The sequence below is a fragment of the Pigmentiphaga sp. H8 genome (assembly GCF_003854895.1).
Classification (GTDB): Bacteria; Pseudomonadota; Gammaproteobacteria; order Burkholderiales; family Burkholderiaceae_B; genus Pigmentiphaga.
On sequence record NZ_CP033966.1, the window covers coordinates 2,223,764 to 2,247,109 of the forward strand.

At 65.5% G+C, this 23,346-nt stretch carries 24 protein-coding genes; 16 read left to right on the top strand and 8 right to left on the bottom strand.

What is annotated here, in order from left to right; translation table 11 throughout:
• The first annotated feature begins 8 nt into the window (after positions 1-8).
• The 5 genes from EGT29_RS10490 to EGT29_RS10510 all read left to right on the top strand — a co-directional run bounded on the left by EGT29_RS10490 (position 9) and on the right by EGT29_RS10510 (position 4,853).
• Complete coding sequence (locus EGT29_RS10490) at positions 9-803, top strand: enoyl-CoA hydratase-related protein (RefSeq protein WP_370282939.1); 795 nt, start codon at positions 9-11, stop codon at positions 801-803.
• Between the two features lie 65 nt (positions 804-868).
• Positions 869-1,849: a tripartite tricarboxylate transporter substrate binding protein gene (locus tag EGT29_RS10495; RefSeq protein WP_124688976.1), complete on the top strand. Its 981-nt coding sequence runs from the start codon at positions 869-871 to the stop codon at positions 1,847-1,849.
• 33 nt (positions 1,850-1,882) lie between these two features.
• Positions 1,883-3,274, top strand: a complete 1,392-nt coding sequence (locus EGT29_RS10500; protein ID WP_124688977.1) for an NAD-binding protein — start codon at positions 1,883-1,885, stop codon at positions 3,272-3,274.
• Between the two features lie 38 nt (positions 3,275-3,312).
• The gene (locus EGT29_RS10505; RefSeq protein ID WP_124692296.1) at positions 3,313-4,326 is read left to right on the top strand and encodes an amidohydrolase; all 1,014 of its coding nucleotides are present in this window, start codon (positions 3,313-3,315) and stop codon (positions 4,324-4,326) included.
• 47 nt (positions 4,327-4,373) lie between these two features.
• Complete coding sequence (locus EGT29_RS10510) at positions 4,374-4,853, top strand: VOC family protein (RefSeq protein ID WP_124688978.1); 480 nt, start codon at positions 4,374-4,376, stop codon at positions 4,851-4,853.
• Positions 4,854-4,856: 3 nt separating this feature from the next.
• Here EGT29_RS10510 and EGT29_RS10515 read toward each other — a convergent pair whose 3' ends face one another.
• The gene (locus EGT29_RS10515) at positions 4,857-5,750 is read right to left on the bottom strand and encodes a LysR family transcriptional regulator (protein WP_238160356.1); all 894 of its coding nucleotides are present in this window, start codon (positions 5,748-5,750) and stop codon (positions 4,857-4,859) included.
• 123 nt (positions 5,751-5,873) lie between these two features.
• Here EGT29_RS10515 and EGT29_RS10520 point away from each other — a divergent pair, with 123 nt between their 5' ends.
• The 4 genes from EGT29_RS10520 to EGT29_RS10535 are packed head-to-tail and all read left to right on the top strand — an operon-like array spanning position 5,874 to position 10,210.
• Entirely contained in the window at positions 5,874-6,806 is a 933-nt protein-coding gene (locus EGT29_RS10520) for a carbon-nitrogen hydrolase family protein (RefSeq protein ID WP_124688980.1), read from the top strand.
• Between the two features lie 36 nt (positions 6,807-6,842).
• The gene (locus tag EGT29_RS10525) at positions 6,843-8,474 is read left to right on the top strand and encodes an MFS transporter (RefSeq protein WP_124688981.1); all 1,632 of its coding nucleotides are present in this window, start codon (positions 6,843-6,845) and stop codon (positions 8,472-8,474) included.
• Between the two features lie 36 nt (positions 8,475-8,510).
• Complete coding sequence (locus EGT29_RS10530) at positions 8,511-9,569, top strand: phenylacetaldoxime dehydratase family protein (RefSeq protein WP_238160357.1); 1,059 nt, start codon at positions 8,511-8,513, stop codon at positions 9,567-9,569.
• 14 nt (positions 9,570-9,583) lie between these two features.
• Positions 9,584-10,210: a glutathione S-transferase family protein gene (locus tag EGT29_RS10535; RefSeq protein WP_192901807.1), complete on the top strand. Its 627-nt coding sequence runs from the start codon at positions 9,584-9,586 to the stop codon at positions 10,208-10,210.
• A 22-nt stretch (positions 10,211-10,232) separates the two neighbouring features.
• On the opposite strand, the gene EGT29_RS10540 is transcribed toward EGT29_RS10535, so the two are convergent.
• Positions 10,233-10,472: a DUF333 domain-containing protein gene (locus EGT29_RS10540; protein ID WP_124688984.1), complete on the bottom strand. Its 240-nt coding sequence runs from the start codon at positions 10,470-10,472 to the stop codon at positions 10,233-10,235.
• Between the two features lie 32 nt (positions 10,473-10,504).
• Positions 10,505-11,056: a LuxR C-terminal-related transcriptional regulator gene (locus tag EGT29_RS10545; RefSeq protein ID WP_255465725.1), complete on the bottom strand. Its 552-nt coding sequence runs from the start codon at positions 11,054-11,056 to the stop codon at positions 10,505-10,507.
• 117 nt (positions 11,057-11,173) lie between these two features.
• Between EGT29_RS10545 and EGT29_RS10550 the strand changes: the two genes are divergently transcribed.
• Both EGT29_RS10550 and EGT29_RS10555 read left to right on the top strand, forming a co-directional pair.
• A complete protein-coding gene (locus EGT29_RS10550; RefSeq protein ID WP_124688985.1) occupies positions 11,174-11,878 on the top strand; it encodes a CoA transferase subunit A in 705 nt (234 codons plus the stop codon).
• Between the two features lie 2 nt (positions 11,879-11,880).
• Entirely contained in the window at positions 11,881-12,525 is a 645-nt protein-coding gene (locus EGT29_RS10555; protein ID WP_124688986.1) for a 3-oxoacid CoA-transferase subunit B, read from the top strand.
• A 25-nt stretch (positions 12,526-12,550) separates the two neighbouring features.
• Here the strand turns inward: EGT29_RS10555 and EGT29_RS10560 are convergent, their stop codons facing one another.
• The 4 genes from EGT29_RS10560 to EGT29_RS10575 are packed head-to-tail and all read right to left on the bottom strand — an operon-like array spanning position 12,551 to position 16,513.
• The gene (locus EGT29_RS10560) at positions 12,551-13,507 is read right to left on the bottom strand and encodes a PDR/VanB family oxidoreductase (protein WP_124688987.1); all 957 of its coding nucleotides are present in this window, start codon (positions 13,505-13,507) and stop codon (positions 12,551-12,553) included.
• Between the two features lie 24 nt (positions 13,508-13,531).
• Positions 13,532-14,269 (bottom strand): Crp/Fnr family transcriptional regulator, encoded by a 738-nt coding sequence (locus EGT29_RS10565; protein WP_124688988.1) that lies wholly within the window; start codon positions 14,267-14,269, stop codon positions 13,532-13,534.
• 29 nt (positions 14,270-14,298) lie between these two features.
• Positions 14,299-15,282: a tripartite tricarboxylate transporter substrate binding protein gene (locus EGT29_RS10570; protein ID WP_161567774.1), complete on the bottom strand. Its 984-nt coding sequence runs from the start codon at positions 15,280-15,282 to the stop codon at positions 14,299-14,301.
• A 49-nt stretch (positions 15,283-15,331) separates the two neighbouring features.
• On the bottom strand, positions 15,332-16,513 hold the full coding sequence (locus EGT29_RS10575; protein ID WP_238160358.1) for a Rieske 2Fe-2S domain-containing protein: 1,182 nt from the start codon (positions 16,511-16,513) through the stop codon (positions 15,332-15,334).
• Positions 16,514-16,814: 301 nt separating this feature from the next.
• Between EGT29_RS10575 and EGT29_RS10580 the strand changes: the two genes are divergently transcribed.
• From EGT29_RS10580 to EGT29_RS10600, 5 genes are read left to right on the top strand one after another with little or no spacing between them, the layout of a single operon-like run.
• The gene (locus EGT29_RS10580) at positions 16,815-18,146 is read left to right on the top strand and encodes a Rieske 2Fe-2S domain-containing protein (RefSeq protein WP_124688990.1); all 1,332 of its coding nucleotides are present in this window, start codon (positions 16,815-16,817) and stop codon (positions 18,144-18,146) included.
• Complete coding sequence (gene fahA / locus EGT29_RS10585; RefSeq protein ID WP_124688991.1) at positions 18,139-19,491, top strand: fumarylacetoacetase; 1,353 nt, start codon at positions 18,139-18,141, stop codon at positions 19,489-19,491. The genes EGT29_RS10580 and fahA overlap by 8 nt, the downstream gene beginning before the upstream one ends.
• A gap of 25 nt (positions 19,492-19,516) precedes the next feature.
• The gene (locus EGT29_RS10590) at positions 19,517-20,494 is read left to right on the top strand and encodes a quinone oxidoreductase (protein ID WP_124688992.1); all 978 of its coding nucleotides are present in this window, start codon (positions 19,517-19,519) and stop codon (positions 20,492-20,494) included.
• A 46-nt stretch (positions 20,495-20,540) separates the two neighbouring features.
• Complete coding sequence (locus EGT29_RS10595) at positions 20,541-21,545, top strand: tripartite tricarboxylate transporter substrate binding protein (protein WP_124688993.1); 1,005 nt, start codon at positions 20,541-20,543, stop codon at positions 21,543-21,545.
• 49 nt (positions 21,546-21,594) lie between these two features.
• Positions 21,595-22,632 carry a porin gene (locus EGT29_RS10600; protein WP_124688994.1) on the top strand — a complete coding sequence of 346 codons (1,038 nt, stop codon included), beginning with the start codon at positions 21,595-21,597 and terminating at the stop codon, positions 22,630-22,632.
• Here EGT29_RS10600 and EGT29_RS10605 read toward each other — a convergent pair.
• Positions 22,629-23,327 (bottom strand): Crp/Fnr family transcriptional regulator, encoded by a 699-nt coding sequence (locus EGT29_RS10605; RefSeq protein ID WP_161567775.1) that lies wholly within the window; start codon positions 23,325-23,327, stop codon positions 22,629-22,631. The genes EGT29_RS10600 and EGT29_RS10605 overlap by 4 nt on opposite strands.
• Positions 23,328-23,346 lie beyond the last annotated feature (19 nt).

Here is a 23,346-nt window from a genome sequence, read left to right on the forward strand (position 1 = left end):
GAATGAAGGTGGCGGATCTGGATGTTTCGAGAGAAGGACGGGTGGTGATCGCCCGCCTGAACCGGCCCGAGAAAAAGAACGCGCAGAGCGAAGAGATGCTCGATGCGCTGTGCTCGGCGCTGCGTGCGGCGAACGATGACCCTGGCGTCGGCTGCGTGGTCCTGACAGGCGCGGGCGATGCGTTCTGTTCGGGAGGCGATCTTGGGCGGCGTGCCAACGACGGCGGGGGAGGGGCGCCCACGCCGCTGGAAAGGATGGATCGCCTGCACGGTGTGACGCATCGCGTCGCGCGCGCGGTCGAGGAATTCGAGAAGCCCTTGATCGCCGCGGTCAATGGCTCGGCCGTGGGGGCCGGCATGGATCTCGCCCTGATGTGCGATATCCGCTTCGCCGCCGCCTCGGCGCGTTTCGCCGAGGCATACGTCAAGGTGGGGCTGTTGCCGGGAAACGGCGGCTGCTATTTCCTGCCGCGCATCGTGGGTGTGGCGCGAGCGCTGGAGTTGCTGTGGACCGGGGATTTCGTCGATGCCTCGACGGCACTCGAAGTGGGGCTGGTTTCGCGCGTCTATGACGACGAAAGGCTGATGGCGGAGACGCTGGCATTCGCCGCGCGCTTGTCCGAAGGGCCGCCCGTGCAGCAGCGCGAGATCAAGAAACTGCTCTACCAGTCCTTGCATACGGACCTCAGGACCAGCCTGCGCGCGGTGTCCGCCCATATGGCGGTCATCCAGTCGACGGACGACTACCGGGAGGCGATCGCCGCCTACAAGGAACGCCGGAAGCCCGTATTCAGCGGGAAGTAGCCACCGATCGCGATTGACGACCAAAACACGGGGCGGGCGATGCCCGATCCCGACAGGAGACGGAAATGAATGCATGTCGTGCTGTGCCGCGCAACTGCGCGCAGATCGCTCTCGTGGCGGCGGTGGCCACCCTGCCGGCCGTGGCATGGTCGGAAACCTATCCCAGCAAGCCTATCCGGCTGGTCGTGAATTCGTCGGCCGGGGGCGGGGCGGACGTCGTGGCGAGGCTGGTGGCGGAAAAGCTGGCGGTGGCGCTGAAACAGCCTGTCATCGTGGAGAACAAGCCGGGAGCCGGCGGCAACATCGGCGCGGACTACGTGGCCAGGGCGGCGGCCGATGGTTATACCCTGCTTGCCGCGAACTCCAGCTTCGCGAGCAATCTGACGCTGTACAGGAAGCTTCCGTTCCACCCCGTGCGGGATTTCGCGCCGGTCAGCCTCATGGTCGCCAATTATTTCTATCTGTGCGTTCCGGCGGCGTCGCCGCTGAAGTCGTTCCCCGAGCTGGTCGCCAAGGGCAGGCAGAGCGAGTTGACCTATGCGTCCGCCGGCGCCGGGCAGGGATCTCACCTGGGGATGGAGTTGCTGAAGGACCTGGCGGGATTCAAGGCCGTCCACGTTCCGTACGGCGGAATGGCGCCGGCGGCGGTGTCGCTGCTGTCCGGCAATGTCGACATGTCGCTCCTGACCCCCGCGTCGGCGCTGCCGCAGGCGGAGACGGGCAAGCTTCGGCTGCTGGGCGTGACCGCGCCCAAACGCCAGTCGTCTCTTCCCGACGTACCGGCGATTGCCGAGTTCGGCCTTCCTGGGTTCGAGGTGAACAATTGGCAGGGACTGCTCGCGCCCGCGGGCACGCCGCCGGCCATCATCGCCAGGCTGAACCAGGCCGTGAACCAGGCCTTGAAAATGCCCGACCTGGACGCCAAGCTCGCGGAGATGAACACGGAAGCACGCGGCTCGACGCCGGAGGAATTCAAGGCCTTCCTGGCTGCCGAGATCGACAAATGGCGCGATGTGATCAAGCGCACGAACACGCAGATCGATTGAACGAATGGCGGCGATGCCGGGACAGGAGGCGGGATGAAGGAATCGACAGGAACGGGTAGCGGCGGGGCCCGCGAACCGATAGGGTTCGTGGGGCTGGGCGCCATGGGGGCTCCCATGGCGCGATGGCTGCTGTCCCGGGGATACGACGTCATCGTCAGCGACCTGAACGGCAAGGCGGTCGAAGACCTGGTGAACCATGGCGCGCGCGCCGCCGCGACCTTGACGGAACTGGCCAGCGCCGCCTCGACGGTCTTCACCTGCCTGCCGTCCTTGGGCGCCTTGCGGAAAGTCGCGCTGGGGCCGGAAGGGTTGCAGCACGGGACCAGCATCTCGACGCTTGTGGATTTTTCCACCACGGGGCCGGCCTTCGCCCGCGAGCTCGGAGCGGCCCTGGCCGCCAGGAAAATCGATCTCCTGGACGCACCCATCACGGGGAATGTGGTCACCGCCGGCAACGGCAAGCTGGGCATCATGTGCTCGGGCCCCTCGGCGACGTTCGGGCGGACGCGGCCGGTCCTGGAGGACCTGGCAAGCACTGCGCTGCTGTACCTGGGGGAAGAGAACGGCCGCGCCCAGACCTTGAAACTGCTGAACAATCTGCTGTCCGCGACGGGCATGGCGGTGGCGTGCGAAGCGATGATCCTGGGCGTCAAGGCCGGGCTGGCGCCCGAGGCGATGCTCGAGGCCATCAACGCGAGCGATGCGAGCAGCAGCGCGACACGCAACAAGTTCGCCAGATCGGTGCTTGCCCGGCGCTTCGATTTCGGCGCCAGGATGGCCATTACGGCCAAGGATACGTCCCTGGCCGTGGGCGTCGTGGAAGAGCTTGGCGTGCCGGCCTGGATCGCCAGGAGAGTGCAGCAGATCTGGGGGTTCGCGGCATCCCAGGGCGGAGCCGAGCGGGATGGAACCTCGCTGATCACCTATCTCGAGCCGTGGGCGGGAATCGAGGTCGAGGGGGGACGCCCGGCACAGGCGACGGACTCGCCGGGAGCCGCGCGGCTGATGGAGCGGTTGGTGGGAGCCGTGTCGGCGACCTTGCTGGCCGTGGCTTGCGAGGCGTTCGTCGCCGGCTCGAAAGCGGGGTTGGACCCGATCACGATGACGCGGATCCTGGGCATCGAGACGGGCAGGAACTTCGCGAGCTCGCACGTCCTGCCGGAGCAGGTCGCCACCCGGAAGTTCGCCTATGGGAAATCGCTGGGAGCGGCATTGAGCGATCTCGACTTCGTCGCCGACGAGGCCCGGAGGCTGGGCGTGACGACCTGGGTGCTCGACGGTACGCGGGCGCTGTACCGGCTGGCGGCGGGATTGGGCCGGGGCGGGGAGGACATGTCCCGGCTGGCGACGTACTACGAGGCCTGGGCGGGCGCGGAGGTCCGCATCCCGCCTTCCTGCCATGAAGAGCAAGGGGGAAGGGCATGACTACCGAGATCCGAGCCGTTCCCGAGTTCCGGGGCAACATGCCGCGCGCGCTCGACGAACTGGCGGCATGGACGGCCAGGCGGCATGAAGAGGCGATCGATCCCGGATTGCCCATCATTGACCCGCATCACCACCTTTGGCACGACGAGCGTGGAAGATACCTGCTGGATGAGCTGCTGGCCGACCTGGATTCATGGCACAACATCGTTGCCACGGTGTTCCTCCAGGCCAAGAGCATGTATCGCCGCGATGGGCCGGAAGCGATGAAACCGGTAGGAGAAGTCGAGTTCGCCAACGGCATGGCGGCAGCCAGCGCAAGCGGACAATACGGCGCGACCCGGATTTGCGAGGCCATCGTCGGCCACGCCGACCTGAGGACGCCGGACATCGAGGCTGTCCTGGAGGCCCTGGTCGCCGCCGGCAACGGCCGGTTGCGGGGTATACGGCACGGAGCGACCTGGGATGACGGCAGCGCCGCCTACGGCAGGTCGTTCTCGCCCCGGTACATGCTGGCCGATCCGTCGTTCCGCCGCGGCTACGCGGCGCTGCGCCGCCACGCGCTCTCGTTCGATGCGTGGATCTACCATACGCAACTGGCTGAACTGGGCGGGTTGTTGCGGGAGTTTCCCGATACGCCCGTGGTGCTGAACCATGTCGGAGGCGTGCTGGGCATTCCTCCCTACGTCGACAGAACGGAAGTCTTCGAATCCTGGCGTGCCCGCTTGCGCGAGCTGTCGGTTTTTCCCCATCTTCACGTGAAGGTGGGAGGGCTGGGGATGCTGTACTGCGGGTGGGATTTCCACACCCGGCCCTTGCCGCCCTCGTCGACGGAGCTGGCCGCAGCCTGGAGGCCGTACATCGAAACCTGTATCGAATTGTTTGGCGCGGAACGCTGCATGTTCGAGAGCAATTTCCCCGTCGACAAGCAATCCTGCGGGTACGGCGTGCTCTGGAACGCGTTCAAGCGGGTGGCGGCAGGCTACGGCGACGCGGAGAAGACATCGCTGTTCCACGATACGGCCGCGAGGTTCTACCGCTTGCAAGGTTCTTGATCTAAGCTCGGCTGGCGTGACCTCATTTCCATGCACGAGGACCTGCCATGACCATCGCCAAGAACACGATCTGCCTGTGGTACGACAAGGACGCCGAGGAGGCGGCCCATTTCTACGCCGAGACCTTTCCCGACAGCGCGGTGCACGCCGTCCACCGTGCTCCCGGCGATTACCCGTCCGGCAAGGCGGGGAACGTGCTGACGGTCCAGTTCACGGTAGCCGGCATTCCCTGCCTGGGCCTGAACGGCGGGCCGGCCTTCAAGCACAACGAGGCGTTCTCGTTCCAGATCGCCACCGACGACCAGGAGGAAACCGACCGCTACTGGAACGCCATCGTCGGCAACGGCGGCCAGGAAAGCGCATGCGGCTGGTGCAAGGACAAATGGGGCGTCTCCTGGCAGATCACGCCGCGCGTGCTGACCGAGGCCCTGGCCGTGGGCGGCGGGGAAGCCAAGCGCGCGTTCGCGGCGATGATGGACATGAAGAAGATCGACGTCGCCGCGATAGCAGCCGCCCGGCGGGGCTGAGGCTCAGGCCGGTGCGGAGCCGGCCAGCAGGTCGATGACCGCCTGCGCCGCGCGCGTCTGCACCCGGCCCTTCCGGGAGCACAGCACGGTGGCCGTGCGCGCCGCCGAGGCACCTTCCAGCTCGATCATGGCCAGTTCCCCGGCAGCCGCGTCGGTGGTCACGGCATAGTCCGGCAGCACCGTGGCAAATTCGCCGCCACGCACGGCGCGCTTGATGCTCTCGATGTGATCCAGGTTCAGGGCGGCCTTGAGCGGTAATTGCCGGCGTGTCGTGGCCTGGGTGAGCCAGCGCCGGGTCTCGAAGTTCGCATCCAGCAAGGCCAGCGGCTGCGCAAGCAGCGTCTTCAGGTCGATGCGGCGGCGCCGGGCCAGCGCGTGGCCGGGCGCGACGGCCACGACGTAGCGCGTGACGAAGCGGTGGACGATCTCCAGGTCGGGATCGTGCTCGTCCGGCGCCAGGGCAATGCCGAGATCCACCGCGCCGTCATGGACCAGGCGCAGGACCTGCTCCGACCCGGCGACCCGGGCATCGAAGGTAATACCCGGGTGCGAGGCGCGGAATCGGGCGATGGCGGGCAGCAGCCAGCCGGTCATGACGCCTTCGATCGACGCGAAACCGACATTGCCTCGCACCAGCCCGTGCAGTTCATCGATGCGCGCGCGCGCGAGCTCCATGTCGCGCAGGCTGTTGCGCATTTGCGCGGCCACGATGCGGCCTTCTTCCGTCAATGCCATGCCGGTCTGGTTCCGCTCGAACAGGGGGGAACGAAACGTGTGCTCGAGCAGTTGGACCTGGCGGCTGATGGCAGAGGGGCTCAGATGCATCAGCTCGGCGGCGCGCCGGATCGACCCGGTTTCGGCCACGGCGAGGAAGTAGCGGTAGGCGGGGATCTGCATGGGATTCTTTGTCCTTCGTGTGCAGTTTATTAGAACATGATGTTCGATACGTTCGGATGGACGGAACATCTCGCGGTCACGAGAATGGAGGCCCATTGAAAATGTCTCCTCGGGAGTGTGTGGATGTTCAAGGCTGCTGTGGTCCAAGCATCGTCGGTTCCCTTCGAACCGCAGAAGACGGCGGAGAAGGCTGCCGGCCTGATCCGTACCGCCGCGGGAGAAGGGGCGTCGCTGGTCGTTTTTCCGGAAGCCTTTCTTGGGGGATATCCCAAGGGTTCCGCGTTCGGGACCGTGGTCGGCCGCCGCACGGACGTGGGACGGGCGCATTTCCGGCGCTACATGGAGGGCGCGGTCACCCTGGATGGCCCCGAGCTGGCGTTGCTGCGCGAGGTCGTTGCCGAGACGGGCGTCCACGTGGTGATGGGAGTGATCGAGCGGGTGGGGCGCACGCTGTACTGCACCAGCGTCACGCTTGCCCCCGAGGCCGGCCTGGCCGGCTATCACCGCAAGCTCATGCCGACCGGCCAGGAGCGCATCATCTGGGGCTTCGGCGACGGCTCGACGATCGCCCCGGTGGATTCCCCGCTGGGCCGCATCGGCTCGGTCATCTGCTGGGAGAACTACATGCCCGCTTTCCGGCAGGCGATGTACGCGCAGGGGACGGAAATCTACTGCGCCCCGACCGCCGATGACCGGGCCAGCTGGGCACCCACGATGATCCACGTCGCCCTGGAAGGGCGGGTGCACGTGCTGAGCGCATGCCAGGCCATCAAGCTGGGCGAGTATCCGCCTTTCTATCGCGAGGATTTCGGCATGCAGGCGGCCGACGAGGACTACCTGATGCGGGGCGGCAGCATGATCGTGAGTCCCCTGGGAGAAGTCCTGGCGGGGCCGGTGTTCGATACCGAGACGATCCTGTATGCGGATATCGACACCGGCGTCGGACGGGCCAGCAACGTGGATTTCGACGTCTGCGGCCATTATTCCCGGCCGGACATCTTCAATCTGACCGTGAACACCACGCCCATGCAGCCGGTTACCTTCGTGGCCGATTGAGTGCGTCAATAATCGTTGGGGGAATTGGGAGAAATCATGTCGGCACAAGAGTCAACGATCAAGAATTCCAAGAAGCATGAACGGCTCGTCATCGTGGGATCCACGCTAGGCACGCTGTTCGAGTGGTACGATTTTTTCCTGTTCGGCGCGGTGGCATCGGTCTTCTCCAAGCTGTTCTTCGCGCCGCTGTCGCCGTCCAGCGCCTATCTGTTCGCGCTGATCGCCTTCGGGGTCGGTTTTGCCGTGCGTCCGCTGGGGGCGCTGCTGTTCGGCCGCCTGGGCGACATGATCGGGCGCAAGTACACCTTCCTCATCACCATCGTGCTGATGGGAGGCGCCACATTTTGCGTGGGCCTGATTCCCACCTATGCGCAGGTCGGCATTCTGGCGCCGATTCTCCTGCTGCTGTTGCGCGTATTGCAGGGCCTGGGCCTGGGCGGCGAATACGGGGGCGCCGCGATCTACGTGGCCGAGCATGCCAGCCCGGGCAGGAAAGGGCGCAACACCAGCTGGATCCAGATGACGGGTGCGGGCGGCTCCATCCTGGCGCTGCTGGTGGTGTATGTCTGCCGCACGAGCTTCGGCGACGCCTTCGAGGAATGGGCCTGGCGCATTCCGTTCCTGCTTTCCGCGGTCATGCTGGCGATCTCGGTCTACATCCGCACGGTCTTGCACGAGTCTCCCGTCTACATGAAGATGAAGGCCGAGGGCAAGACGTCCAAGCAGCCCATCAAGGAAACCTTCGGTAGCTGGGCCAACATCAAGGCCATGCTGATCGCCCTGTTCGGCCTGGTCATGGGTGTGACGACGGTGCTCTACACGGCGCAGACCTATTCGTTCTTCTTTCTTACCCAGACGCTCAGGCTGGACATAGGCACGGCCAGTTTCCTGAACGCCATTTCGCTGGCGATCTGCCTGCCCATGATGTGGGGCGCCGCGGCCATCTCGGACAAGATCGGCCGCAAGAAGGTGATCCTGACGGGCTGCCTGCTCGCGGCGCTGACGATCTTCCCGGTGTTCAAGGCGCTGACGCAATATGCCAACCCTGGCCTGCAGGCGGCCTCGACGTCCAGTCCCGTCACGGTGCGCGCCGCGCCCGGCACCTGCAAGGTGCAGATCGACCTGCTGGGCAAGAATCCGCCCGTGACGGAATGCGACAACGTCAAGGCCTTGCTGGCCAAGTCCGGCGTGCCCTATGACAACGTCTCGGATCCCGCCGCCGTCAACCCCGTCACCCAGATCGGCGGCACCACGCTGACGGGCTTCGACGCCGCGGTGCTGAAGTCCGCGCTCGAGAAGGCCGGCTATTCCAGCCAGGCGGACCCCGCGCGGGTCAACCATGGCATGGTGATACTGCTGCTGGTCATCCTGTGTGTGTTTTTTGCGATGGTCTATGCTCCCCTTGCCGCCGCGCTGGTCGAGATGTTTCCCGCCCGTGTCCGATATACCGCGCTGTCTTTCCCCTACCATGTGGGCAACGGGATTTTCGGGGGCTTTTTTCCCGCCGTGGCGTTCGCGATGGTGGCCTTTACCGGCGACATCTACTTCGGCCTCTGGTATCCGGTCATTTTCGCGGCCTTGTCGGTGGTGATCGGCGGCCTGTTCCTGCGCGAACAGCCGGTCGAGGAAGAATCGCCGGGCCTGGAAGGCGCCCACGGCCGAGCTTGAGCACCCGCATCAGTGAGCCCAAAAATGAGTTTTCACATGGAATACCCGCGTACGATACCGGCCCGGCGGCCGGGGGACTTCACCCCCGGGGCGCCGAAGTTCCAGGTCCGCTGGCTTGCGCCTGTCACGACGGTGGTGGCCGACTACATCGCCGTGCAGCGCCAGCCCTCCGACCTCGGCGCGGAGCGGACCTTCTTCGACAGGGCAAGGGCGGCATTCGCCAGCCCCTGGGGGCCGGACTGCTTCGACGAGGTCCGCTGTACGGACGAGGCCGGCTTCGCCAATTCCATCGTCATCGCATACTGGGTCGACCTGACGCGCTATGCGGCTTGGAAGCACCGCGACGCATTCAACGGCTGGTTCGCGTCGCCGGAGCGGGAAAAGGAAACGCTGGGCCATTGGCGCGAAACCCTGGTCGTGCCCTACGACCGGATAGAGACGATTTTTTCCGAGCCGTACTACCGGGCCGGCATCGCGCGCACGAAGGGCTGCGAACTGGAGCCCATGCATGTCGCCGGCTATTTCGGTGCGATGCGCGACCGGCTTCCCATTTCGGCCGTGGACCCGCTGGACTCCCCCTATGGGGACGAGGCTCCCGAAGGCGGGTTCGATGCCGGAGCCGGCAGGCGGATCAGGATAGACGTGCCGCCCAACGTGGTGAACATCCGATCGGGCCAGTATTGGGCGCAGGCGGAAGGGGAACAGCTGGACGATTACTACGCCAACCTGCAGCCCAAGCTGGACACGGGCATGGCGTATCTCAAGGACCACGCCGGAACGACCGGGTGCCTGTCCCTGCGTTCGCTGGTGGCGCTGGACAGCGAAGGCAGGGAGCTGAGGGAAACGTCCAAGCACGGCTACTTCCTTTCCCTGGCGCCGCTTGAACGATGGGCGGCCAGCCACAAGAGCCACCTCGACATCTTCCGGCATGCGCTGGCCAAGCGCCGGCAGTACGGGGCCGAACGCAGCGTCGTCACCTGGCATGAAGTCTTCGTGCTTGGCGCCACGCCTTCTTTCGAATACGTGAACTGCCATGCCGGGACCGGTTTGCTGCGCTTTGCCCAGGCATGGGGAAGCGGCGTGGCGTGGCCTTGACCGGAGCTTCCACCATGCCCATCCGCCTGTATTCGATGACGTATTCGGGCCACGGCCATCGCGTGCAATTGCTGCTTTCCCTGCTCGGGCTGCCCTACGAGAAGATCGATGTCGATCCGCACGGCGGCGTCCTGAGGACGCCCGAGTTCCTGGCGATGAATCCCTTCGGGCAGGTACCCGTCATCGTCGACGGCGACACGATTCTTCACGATTCGAACGCCATCCTGGTTTACCTGGCGAAGAAGTATGGCGGGCCCGCCTGGCTGCCCGAGGACCCGGAAGGAAGCGCGCTCGTGCAGCAATGGTTCTCGCTGGCGGCCGGACCGATCGCGTTCGGTCCGTGCGCGGCGCGTCGATTGCGGGTCTATGGCGAGGAACTGGTCCCCATGGACCATGCGGTGGCGATCAGCCTGAAGCTCTTTCCGGTCCTGGAGGCGATGCTGTCGGAGCGGATGTTCGCCACCGGGGAACGTCCCTCGCTGGCGGATGTCGCGGCGTATACCTACATCGCGCATGCGCCGGAGGGTGGGCTGTCCCTGGAGGCATACCCGGCCGTTCGAGCCTGGCTGGGTCGTATCGAGGCATTGCCCGGCTTCGTCGCCATGCCGAAGGCGCCTGGCCACGTCGTCGCCCGGCCATAAGCCGACAGGTAGGGGCGGCGTATTACCGCCGATTGCCGCCGGCCTTGCTGCGAAACAGCGTCCATTCCTCGACCACGCGCTCGTCCGGCAGGTGGCAATAGCCCACCGTCCCATTCGCTTCCTGGCGCAGTTCGACCCTGCCGCCTTGTTCGATGCAGTACTCGGATGCGGGGTTTGCGATCCGGGCGGTCTTGGCCTTATCGGGCATGTCCGCGCATCCCGCCGCTGCCAGGGCAAAGCCGAATACCAGGGTTGCTTTCATTTGAAGTCCTTTCATGTGTTGCCATTCCTCGGTCACGCCGACAGCATCCGGTGAATCAGGTCCGCCGTATTCGTCGCTGAAAATTTCTTCATCAGACTCGCGCGGAACACCTCCACCGTGCGCGGGCTGATGTCGAGCTCCCGGGCGATCATCTTCGAGGTCTTGCCGTCCAGGAGCCGCGACGCGACTTCCCGTTCGCGCGGCGTCAGGGCTTCCGACGTGTGCGGCCGCTCGGCGCTGACATCCTCGAAAGTCCAGATACCGGCCTCGTGCGGGCGTTCCCGGTTGAAGGCGCGGCCGGTCACCCGGCACCAGAAGTGCTGTCCGGTGGCGCGCTTCATGATACGCGTGTCGGCATAGCGTCCATGCTTGTTCAGGATGGGGGCGATGCGCCTGCCCAAGCGCTCGAATTCCTCGGTCGTGGGATATAGCTCGCGGAAGGACGCGCCCAGCAGGATTTCCCGGGACGCGTGGAAGACGTCGCAGACGTAGCTGTTGCAGTCGACGATGATCCGGTCCTTCGAGAGCACGAGGCCGATGGGGGCCATTTCGAAGGCCAGGCGATAGTCCGAGTCGGTGGACACCCGTGGCTCCTAAGCAAAACTACGTAGATAGGTACGTAGTATCTTTCAAACGCTCGCCGTCCGCCAGCCCCTGGCCGCGAGGGCGATGCGGTGGTTCCTGTCCTTGGAGGAGGTGTCGTGAACAAGATTTATCCATCCGCCCCCGATGCGATCGCGGGCGTCGTGAAAGACGAGCAGATGATCGCGGTGGGCGGTTTCGGCCTGTGCGGCATCCCCGAGGCGTTGATCGAGGCGCTGCGCGCCTCGGGCGTCAAGGGCCTGACCGTGATCTCGAACAATGCCGGCGTGGACGGTTTCGGGCTGGGCAAGCTGCTGGAAACCCGGCAGATCCGGAAGATGATCTCGTCCTACGTGGGCGAGAACAAGGAGTTCGAACGCCAGTACCTGAGCGGAGAACTCGAGCTGGAATTCACGCCCCAAGGCACGCTGGCCGAGAAGCTGCGCGCCGGCGGAGCGGGCATCCCGGCCTTTTTCACCAAGACAGGCGTGGGAACCCTGGTCGCCGAGGGCAAGGAACTGCGCGAGTTCGACGGGGAAACCTATGTGATGGAACGGTCGCTGGTGCCCGACGTGGCCCTGATCAAGGCGCACGTGGCCGACCGTGCCGGCAATCTGCGCTTCCGCTACACGGCCCGCAATTTCAATCCGGCGGCGGCGACCGCCGGAAGGATCACCATTGCCGAGGTCGAGGAGATCGTCGAGGTCGGCGATCTGGCGCCCGACGACATCCACTTGCCGGGCATCTACATCCATCGCATCGTGCAGAACAGCCACCCGGAAAAGCGGATCGAACAGCGTACGACGACCAAGGCGGAGAACTGATCATGGCATGGAGCAAGGACCAGATGGCGGCGCGGGCCGCGCGTGAACTGCGCGACGGTTTCTACGTGAATCTGGGGATCGGCATCCCGACCCTGGTGGCCAACCATGTACCGGGCGATATCGAGGTCTGGCTGCAATCCGAGAACGGCATGCTGGGCATCGGTCCGTTCCCGACCGACGACCAGGTGGACGCAGACCTGATCAACGCGGGCAAGCAGACCGTGACCACGCTGCCGGGATCGTCGATCTTCGGCAGCGACCAGAGCTTCGCGATGATCCGCGGCGGCAAGATCAACCTGTCCATCCTGGGCGCCATGCAGGTGAGCGGGAAGGGCGACCTGGCCAACTGGATGATTCCCGGCAAGATGGTCAAGGGCATGGGGGGCGCGATGGACCTCGTGGCCGGCGTCGAGCGGGTGGTGATCCTGATGGAGCACGTGGCCAGGAAGAAGGATGGCGGCTACGAGCTGAAGATACTGCCCGAGTGCACGCTGCCCCTGACGGGCGTCGGAGTCGTCGATCGCATCATTACCGACCTTGGCGTGATCGACGTGATGGCGGATGGGCTGGTGCTGGTGGAACTGGCGGAAGGCGTGAGCGCCGAGGAAATCCAGGCCAAGACCGGAGTGCCGCTGAAGGTGTCGTAGGCAAAAAGGGCGCCCGCCCGCGGGGTCATAGGTTCAAGACGAGCTTGCTGCCCTTGCAGCCGGACACGCAGACCATCATGGTCTTGTTCGACTCGCGTTCGCGCTCGGTCAGCACCGAATCCCGATGGTCGGGCGTGCCTTCCAGCACGGCGGTCTCGCACGCGCCGCACACGCCTTCGCGGCAGCTGTAATCGGCGTCGATGCCCGCTTCCAGCAGCGCGTCGAGCAGCGCCATGCCGGCCGGCACGTCGATGGTCTTGCCCGACTTGGCCAGTTCGACCTGGTAGCTGCCTTCCTGCGCGGCCGTGACTTCGCCGGCGGCGGCGAAGCGCTCGATGTGCACGTTCTGGTAGCCCAGCTCCTTGCAGGTGGCCTCGAAGGCATCCAGCATGGGCGTGGGACCACAGCAGTAGAAGTGCGTGTCGGCCGGATGGCCGGCCAGCAGCTCGCGCAGGTTGGGCGGGCAGCCCGCCTGGTCGTCGAAGCGCGTCGTGACCTGGCCACCCGAGGCCACCAGTTCGTCGACGAAAGCCGCTTCGCTCTTGGTGCGCGCGCAGTAGAGCAGCTCCACCGGCTTGGCGATCGCGCGCAAGCGGTTGACCATGCAGAAGATGGGGGTCACGCCGATGCCGCCGGCCACCAGCACCGACTTGGCCGCCGACTCGTCCAGCTCGAAGTTGTTGCGCGGCGGCGCGATCTTGATGGTCGAGCCCACCCGCAGCTGCTCGTGCACGAAGCGCGAACCGCCGCGGCTGTTACGGTCGTTCAGCACTCCCACCACGTAGCGATGCCGCTCTTCGGGCGAATTGAACAGCGAATAGCTGCGCACCAGGCCGTTGGGCAGATGCAGGTCGATGTGGGAGCCCGCGGCGAAGGCAGGCAGTTCATCGCCCGTGGGCGAGCGGAACTCGACACTGATGATGCCCTGCGCTTCGAGGCGGATGGCGTGAACCAGTACCGTAAGGAGTGAGCTGCTGTTCATGAAGGGGAAGTTCGAGTAAAGGTTTCAGAAGACCGGTTTGCCTTCGTCCTGTGCCATTCTTTCCAGTAACGCCGGATCGTCGACGGTTATGCGTCCGTACTGGACGTGAATGGCGCCTTCTCCCGCCATTTCCCGGAGGGTCCGATTGATGACCTGACGGCGGGTGCCGAGCATGGTGGCTATTTCATCCTGGGATAGCCGGATCTCTCCACCGGTGTGGCTGCGCGCCCTGCGCGCGCCGAACGACCTCAGGAGCTCCGCTACGCGAGAACGGATCGAGCGGACCGTGGCGGTCATGTACAGGTTGGTGGCGCGAAGGTGGCGGCGCTCGAGCGCGGCGAACAAGGGAAAGGACAGCCGGCCGTTGTCGGCGATCTGCTTGCGCAGGATTTCGGCGGGAATGCGGACCAATGTGGTGCGGTCCTTGCAAATGGAGGTATTGATGTGTGGCGTCCGGGCCAGGATAGGGCCCAGCCCGTGGAAGTCGCCGGCAAGATGGATGCCGAAGATGAAAGGGCGGTCTCCCGCCACCGGACGCGTCAGGCGCATGGAACCCGTAACCAGCAGGTACAGGAAGCGCGCTTCATCGCCGGAGCGGTGCAGGCAGTCCCCGGGTTCCAGCGTGACGAGATCCGCGGCGCCGATGAGCCGGGCAATTGGTTCGTCGGGCCAGCCGGAAAAGAGTTCGGAGTGAGCAACGGCCAGTCGGGCGAGCGTACAGTCCACGGCATGCCATTTCACCAATGGCCAGACTTTCATCATGGCGATGTCCCGAGACGACGGTGGACGGACTACTGCAAGGCAATGCCGGCGGTATCGATCACTTTTTTCCAGCGAACGATCTCGCTTTCCATCAGTTGCCGAGCCTGGTCTGTCGTCCCTCCAAGCACGCGTGTGCCGCTTCCCTGCAGTTGCCGGATGAACTCCGGGTCCTGCAATACGTTCTGGATCTCTGTGTTGAGCCGCTTGACGATCGGAGCGGGAGTATTGACCGGGGCGACGATCATGCCCCACGAGGACACGGCATAGTCGGGTATGCCTTGTTCGGCGACGGTCGGCACCTGGGGCAGCACGGGCGATCGTTGGGCGGAACTGACGGCCAGCGCTCGCAGCTGGCCGCTGTTGAGCATCGGCAGGGTCGGTGCGACGAACTCGAAGGCGAGATCGATGTTCTCGCCCACGAGTGCGGTCGTGAGCATGGATGCCGTGCGGAAGGGAACGATGGTGAAATCGGTATGGGTGTGGAGCTTGAACAGTTCCGCGGCCATGTGCTGGGTGGTACCGAGCAACGACACGCCTACCATCAAGCCCTTCTTCCTTTCCTTCGCTTCGCGGATGAAATCGTCGAGCGTCGCGTACCGGGATGAGGCCTTGACGAGAAAGGCAACGTCGTTGCTGCTGATGGCCGATACCGGCACGAAGCTTTTCAGCATGTCGTAGGGCGGCGGGTTGAACAGGGCCTGGCTGATGGGCATGCCCGCGCCCGCCAGCATCAGCGTATAGCCGTCGGCGGGGGCGGAGGTAACCTGCTTGACCGCGCCGACGCCGCCGGCGCCAGGGCGATTCTCGACGACGATCTGCTGCCCCAGGATCTTGCCCAGCTGGGTCGCCAGCCGCCGCGACGACAGGTCCGAGCCATTACCGGCGCCGAAGGGGAGGATCAGGGAGATGGGTTTGGACGGGTAGATGTCGGCGGCGCGCGCCGCAGGCGGCGTCCAGGCGACGATCAACAGCGTACCGAGGGCGAGGATGGCGAGTCTTGTCAGTCCGATCATGGGACACCTGTGAGTGGAGGCGATGGAGGGCTTGGCCGGGAGCGAGGATTCAGGCCGTTTCGGCATATTGGAAAAGCGTCGGCGCGCTTTCCAGGCGGGTCCAGGCCTTGGTCGGGGCGTCGTTGCGCAAGGCCTCCATCTCGCGCCACAGGATCCTGCGCAGCATGGAGATGCCCCGGTCCGAAGCGCCCAGGAACTCCGAGGCGCGATCGGCCACGGCACCCTGGCCGACGAGGGCAACGTAGTCCTGCGCACTGGTCAACCGGACCAGCGGGTCGTCGGGATAGTGCCCGGCGAAGAGCGCATCATGGTGATCCGACGAGTCGTAGCCATCGCAGTCTTCGAAGTAGCGCGCCAGCTCGGCATCGGCCTCGGGTGTCGTGGACGGTACGGCCCGGAGCGAGACGCGCAGGGTATGCGTCTGGTCGAGCGGTACCATCCAGTTCGCGCTTTCTATCCAGGGAGCTTCGGCGGACACGCCGGGAAGTACGACGTGATTTCCATAGGGGAACGTCCAGTCGCTGACCCGGATCTGGCTCTTGCCATTGACGTGGCGGGTCGCGGTCTGCCGGATGCCGGCGGAGGTCTCCTCGTAGGACAGCTCGGGAATGTCCGTTGTGATCGCCTGGCCGAAAGCGCCGATCTTGCCCATCTGGTGAGCGAAGCTGACGTGAACCGCGTCGAGCGAGTTCTCGGCATGCTGCAGCCAGTGGCAAGGCCAGATTTCCTGGCGCTGGAAGAGCAACACGCCGGGCTGCTCGAAGCGGGGCTTGCGCGGCAGGTCGAAGGGAGGCGGGGCGCCGAGGCCGACGTAGGCAAAGACCAGTCCGCAGTATTCATGCACGGCGTGGGCCGCGACCCGGACCTGGGCATGGCTGCCGGGCCGTTCCGCGGGACGGTCGACGCATTGCCCGGATCCGTCGAATTTCCAGCCATGGTACATGCAGCGCAACTGGTTGCCTTCCACCCAACCGGTATGCAGCCGAGTGCCGCGATGGGCACAGCGGTTCGCCAGGAGATGAAGCTGACCCGAGCTGCCCCGATAGAGGGCGTATTCCTGCCCCATCAAGGTGATGGCGCGGGCGGTACCGGGCGCCACGCTGCGCGAGAGGGCGACGGGGTGCCAGAATTGCCTGAGCAGGCGGCCCATCGGGGTATCCGGCGACATTTCGGTCAGTTGCCGGAAGCGGGCGTCCTGCTGCTCCAGGCGCTGGGTCTGGGTCGATTCCATGTTCATGCCACCTTCACGCATAGGGAGACGATCGCCAGGCGCGACTTCGATGGAGTCGCCGCGTGGCTCATGAAACGTATTCTGTGAGAGGGGGCAGGCAGGGGCGAGAAGAAAAAATGCGCAATTGTCGTGTTTGTTCCAGTGTGCGCGGCAAGGTGCCCGGGTTTGAACCAAAGCGGACATTCTCGACGGTGCGGCGGTCAACAAACCGCGAGCAGCGCGCCAGAATCCGTTCCACGGTGTTCCCCGGCCCATCAGGCTCCGGGGAACGCGGATACGGAACGATCCTGGAGAATGCCCCATGCTGTCCGCAGCAGATAATGACCGCTACAACGACGTCGAGCCGGGGTCCACCCTGCACGACATGGCCCGCCGGTATTGGCTTCCTTACCTGAGGTCCGAGTCGCTCGAACCCAACGGCCCGCCCAGGAAGGTCGAGCTGCTGGGCGAGCAGTTCGTGTCCTTCCGCGACGGCAACGGGAAGGTCGGGTTCTTCGAGGAGCAGTGCCCGCACCGCGGAGCTTCCCTGGCCCTGGGCCGCACCGGTGACAATGCGCTGACCTGCATCTTCCACGGCTGGAAGTTCGACGTGTCGGGCAAGTGCATCGCCACGCCGTCGGAGTCCAATCCGCGCTTCTGTTCGACCATCAAGGTTCCCGCCTTCTCTGTCCGGGAGGCAGGTGGCGCGCTGTGGGTCTATCTGGGGCCGGGCGAACCTCCGGTCTTTCCCGAATGGGAATTCTGTCTCCTGCCGGCCGAGCATCGACGCGCCCGGGTCGGCTATACGGATTCGAACTGGACACAGAACCTGGAGACGTTGCTGGATTCCGCCCACATCGGCCTCCTGCATGCCCAGCCGGTCAAGGCGGAGATCAACGAAAGCGTCGTCGCGATCAAGGGCGTGCATGCGCCGAAGCTGTCGGTGGTCGATACGCCCTACGGATTCCAGGCCTACTCGCGGCGCGAGCGCGAGGATGGCCAGGTCTATCTGCGCGTGACGGAATACCTGGCGCCGTTCACGGTCCTGAACGGCAGCATGCGCACCGATGAAGGGCGAGTGCTGTTCATGATCCCGATCAACAATCGGCGTACGGCTTTCTGGCGCTTCGAGTGGGACATGGCCCATACCCAGGAGTGGTGGAAGAAACAGTCGATCGAGCGGGGGGCGCTGGGCTTGAAGTTCGTCGACCATGACGACTTCCTGCTCAACTCGCTGGACCGCAGCCGGGAGGACTTCGGCCAGAATCGCGAGGCGATGAAGCTGGGGCACTGGTCGGGCTTCAAGGACCTGCGCGCCGAGGATGCCGCCGTGGCCGAAAGCGTGCCCATCGTGGATCGCACGAAGGAGCACCTGGGCGCCAGCGACCTGGTGATCGCCAAGATGCGCCAGCGCTTCTTCCAGGGGCTGGACGAGTTCGAGCGGGGAGGAAAGCCGCTGGGCCTGGGGCCCAACGGCGATGGCAGCGGTATTGCCTACAACGACCTGCGCGGCACCTCGGAAGTGATCGCACCCGGTGTCGACCAGATCCAGTACCACAACGTGGAACTGCGCGAAGAGCGCAAGGCGTTGCGCAGGGCATTCCTGGAGGCGCAGAGCGCGAACGCGGCCACCAAGGAGCGGCAACATGCGTGATGCTTCTTTCATTCCGGATGCAGGGGCGTCGCGCCTGAACGAGACCCATGATCCGGCGCTGCGCTCGTTCGTGGCCTCGGCCAACCGGCCTGAGGCCGACTTCCCCATCCAGAACCTGCCTCTGGCTGTCTTCAGGCCCAGGCGCCAGGGAGGTGACTTCCGCGTCGGCGTGGGCATCGGCGACCTGATCCTGGATATCGGCGCAATGGCGGACTGCCTGGCCGCCGAATGCGGGCCGGCGGTCCAGGCGTGCCGCGGCGCGTCGATGAAGGCGCTGATGGAACTGGGGCCGGCGCATTGGGCGAGCCTGCGGCTGGGATTGTCGCGGCTTCTGCGGGAAGAGTCGCCATTCCGGCGGGAGGCCGAGCAACATCTGCACACCATCGCCGATGCCGAGTTCCTGCTTCCGCTGAAGATCGGCAATTTCTCGGACTACCTGGCCTCGATGCATCACATCTCCAAGGTGATCCGCGTCAAGCGCCCCGACCATCCCGAGCTTCCCCAGAGTTTCGTCTGGAGTCCGATCGCCTATCACAGCCGGGCGTCGACGGTCCGGACGAGCGGCTACGGCTTCGCCCGCCCTCGGGGGCAGGCAGGGCGCTTCGAGCACGACCGGCCCTTGACGGACCCGACGCGGATGCTGGACTACGAGGTCGAGCTCGGCATCTACGTGGGCACATCCAACGCGCACGGCGAGCCGCTGGGCGTGGATGCCGCCGACGCGGCGATCTTCGGCTATTCGGCGCTGAATGACTGGACGGCGCGGGACATGCAGGGATGGGAGTCCCAGCCCCTGGGGCCGTTCCAGTCCAAGAGCTTCACGACGACGGTGTCGCCGTGGGTGGTGACGGCGGAGGCCCTGGAACCTTATCGGGTAGCGATGTCCCGGCCGCAGGGGCAGCCCATGCCGCCCGCCTGCCTGGACTCCGGCCAGAATCGGGAGCGGGGCATGCCGGACGTTCGCATGGAGGTGCTGTTGTTGACCGAGCGGCTGGTCGAGGCAGGAGAGGGCCCGGTGCTGCTGGGGGCGAGCCGGCTGACGGACGCCTACTGGACACCTGGGCAGATGGTCGCCCATCACACGCTCAACGGTTGCGTACTGGAGTCCGGCGACCTGATTGGAACGGGCACGATCTCGGGGCCCGGCGACGAGGCCTGCGGCTGCATGTTCGAATTGACGCGAGGTGGCCGCCAGCCTTTCGCGTTGCCCAACGGCGAAGCGCGCGCGTTCGTCCAGGATGGCGACACGGTGATCGTCCGGGCGCATTGCCAGAAACCAGGGTGGCCGAGGCTGGGATTCGGGGAGGCGGTCGCCACGGTCCTGCCCGCCAGGCCCGAGGCCTGAGCACGGAAGCGGGCGAGGAGCAACCATGGCAAGCGTGATCCGGTTTCACCAGACGGGAGGGCCCGAGGTCCTGCGGTGCGAGGCGTATGACGTTGCCCCGCCGGGCTATGGCGAGGTGAGGATCCGGCATGCCGCGATAGGCGTCAATTTCAATGACATCTATTTCCGGTCGGGACTGTATCCCGTCGCCTTGCCGTCGCCGTTGGGGCGATCGGCCGCCGGCGTCGTCGAAGAACTGGGGGCGGGCGTGGCGGATGTCAAGGTAGGGGACCGCGTGGCTTACGCCAGCAGCCCGCTGGGGGCCTACAGCAGCGAGCGCATCGTCGATACCCGGTATCTGGTTCCGGTCCCGCAGGGGGTAGGGCTGGATGTGGCCGCGGCCAGCACCATGCGCGGCATGACCGCGGCCTACCTGATGCGCCGCATCCACCCCTGGCGGGCGGGCGAGTCCCTGGTGCTGCATGCGGCGGCGGGCGGCACCGGCCTGATCGTCGGCCAATGGGCCCGGCATCTCGGGCTGCGCGTGATCGGAACCGTGTCGGATCCCGGCAAGGTCGACATCGCGCTGGCCCATGGCTGCGAACACGTGATCGTGCGCGGCGGCACCGACGAGGTCGTGGCGCAGGTCATGGCGTTGACGGGCGGCCGCGGCGTACCCGTGGTGCTGGACGGCGTGGGCCGGAGCACTTTTGACGTGTCGCTGCGCGTCCTGTCCAGGCGAGGGCTGTTCGTCAGTTTCGGCGCCGCGTCCGGTCCGGTGCCTCCCATCGATGCCATCGCTCTGGGGCGCCACGGATCGCCTTTCTTCACCCGGCCGGCATTGGCCGACTATGCGTCGACGAAGCAGGAGAGGCGGGAGCTGGCGGGGGAATTCTTCCAGCTCGTCGAATCGGGCGCGATACGCATCCACGTGAACCAACGGCTGGCGTTGGCCGACTGTGGGCAGGCTCATCGGGCGCTGGAATCGGGCCGCCTGGTGGGGGTATCGGTACTCGTACCGTAGCGGCCGGGCTGGCAGCCGGGCGCTGACTACAACAACAGGAGACATAATGAAGATCCAATCGAGAAACTTCCGGGTCGCGTTGCCCCGGGCAGCCTGTCTGGCATTGATGGCATACGCGGCGGCGGCTTCGGCCGCCGACGGCTATCCTTCGCGTCCCATATCGCTGATCGTCCAGGCGGCGCCGGGCGGTTCATCCGATATCACCGCGCGTGTGCTGGCCCAGAAGCTTTCCGTGGCCATGAACACGCAGGTCGTCGTCATCAACGAGCCGTCGGCGGGCGGCATCGTTGCCATGCAGCGGGTCAAGCGCGCCGAACCGGACGGCTACACGCTGATGATCATGGGCACGAAGGCGGCGATCGGCGATGCGATCTTCGCCGCCAAGAACATCGACGTGCTGCGTGATTTCGAACCGGTCGCGCAGATCAGTACCGGTCAGCTCGCCGTGGTGGTCAAACGCGACTCGCCGTTGAAGACCATGGAAGACCTGATCCGGGAGATCAAGACGAAGCCGGGGCGGGTCATCGTGGCGACGGGCGACGTGGCGGGGGGAATCCAGTATCTGGGCGCGGCCTTGATGCGGGAGGAGACCAAGGGGGATTTCGTCATCGTTCCCTACGGGACGGCGGCCAAGCTGACGACCGCGGTGCGCGCGGGGGAGGTCGATGCGGCCTTCGAACTGGTGCCGGGAATCGTCGGGTCGCTGCGCGACGGCGAGGCGCGCGCGCTGGCCGTAGGCGGGACGAATCAGTTGCAGGATCTGCCCGGCATGAAAGGCGTTCCCACGATGAAGGACGTGGGCCTGCCCGAGAGCGACGTGACGACGTCCACCTTCGTGGTCGCGCCGGCGGGAACGCCCGCGACCATCGTCAAGACCTTGAATACCGAGATCCTGCGCGCCCTGTCCCAGCCGGACCTGCAGCAGGCCTCGCGCTCGCGGGGATCGGGCATTCCCGAGCCGTATTCGGCGCAAGAGACCAAGATCCAGCTGACCCGGGAAGTCGCGCGCTGGCAGGGCATCGTGAAACAGGCGAACGTCAAGTCGCAATAGGGCGGCCGCCCGGCTGTCGTCTTATCGAATCAGAATCAACGGAGGGGAAATGAAGACGATCACCATCGTCGGGGGAATGATTTGCCTGGGGGCATGGAACTGCGCCGGCGCACAGGCCAAGGTGACCATCTACGGGATCGTGGACTCCGGTTTCGTCCATCAGTCCGATCCGATCGCGCCCAAGCAAGGAAGCGTAACGTCGCTGACGGGAGGAGGGCAGTCCGGATCGCGCTTCGGGCTGCGGGGCGTGGAGGACCTGGGCAACGGATGGAAAGCCACGTTCGACCTGGAGGCAGGGTTCAACGCCGACACGGGCACCTCGACGCTGGGCGCGCTGTTCGGGCGCAAGGCCCATGTCGGACTGGATACGCCCATGGGGAACATCAAGCTGGGCAGGCAGTACAGCCCGTTCTACCTCGATGCGATATTGCCCGCGGATCCTTTCGGCATGGGGATGATGGGCAGAATGAACAACGTCTTCAGCACGAACTCCCGCGTCAACAACTCGGTTTCCTACGCGACGCCGAGATGGAGGGGGTGGGCCGCGGGTTTCCTGTATGGCTTCGGCGAGGTTGCCGGAAACCGCTCGGCCGCGCGCGCCTATAACGGCGCGCTGAGCTACCAGGATGGTCCTGCCCGCGTGGCGTTGGGCTACTCCAACCAGCGCAATGCCACCGATACGGCCACCAGCCACTCCGTCGCGCTGACGGGGAGCTACCGCGCCGGAGCGGTGACGGTGTATTCGGCGTTCCAGGCGGTCCGGTCCACCTTGAACGGCGTGCCCGGGACGACGATCGCGGATACGAACGTCAACATCTACATGGCCGGCCTGAAATGGTCGAGGGGGCCGCATACCGTGCTTGGCGGCATCACCCATGCGCGCGACCAGCGCCGGACCGGGGCCACCGGTGCCAAGGCGACGTTTTATGCGATGGGCTATACCTATGCCTTGTCCAAACGAACGAACCTGTACACCTCGTTCGGCTTGATTCGCAATCGCTCGGGCGCAGCGTACTCGATCGGCGATGCGACGACGCCGGTCTATGGCCAGAAGGGCTTCGACGTCGGCATCAGGCACCGCTTCTAGGGGAGCGGGGCGGGGGTTGGCAGTATCGCCAGCTCCTGCAGGGCGGCCCTGTCGGCGATCACGATGCGGCCGTATTCCAGGGCAAGCACGCCGAGTTTCTCCAGTGCCCGCAGTTCGCGGTTGACCCCTTGCCTGCGGGTGCCGAGCAATTCGGCCAGCTCGTCCTGAAGGACTTCTATCTCGTTCGTGGCGTGCCCCGACGCGTTGGCGATGAGGCCCAGCAGCGAGGCGAGCCGCGCGCGCAGGGAGCCCGTGGAGGCGTCGGCATACAGGGCGATCATGTTCCTGTGCCGTCGGTTGAATCCCGCGAACATGGCGACGGCCAGGCGGCCGTTGCGCACCAGCATGTCTTTCAGAAAGGGACCGGGTATCCTGACCAGATGGGTCTGGCCCCGGCACGTGACGGTGTAGACGAAGGGTTCGCCGGACAGCAGCGGACCGAGGCCCAGGAAATCGCCGGCAAAGCGCAGCCGGAAGGCGAACTCGCGGTTGGAGCCGGTGCGCAAGGACATGCGCAGCGAGCCGGACGCGATCAGGTACAGGAAGGGAACGGTTTCCCCCGGTCCATGGAGCAAGGTGCCGGATTCGAGCCGCAGGACCTCCGAGGCCTCGACCAGCCGGGCGATGTCCGCCTCGGACCATTCCCGGAACAGCTCGGATTGCGAGATGGCGACTCGCGCCAGCGTGGAGGTCATTGTTCGCGTCGGCTGCCGA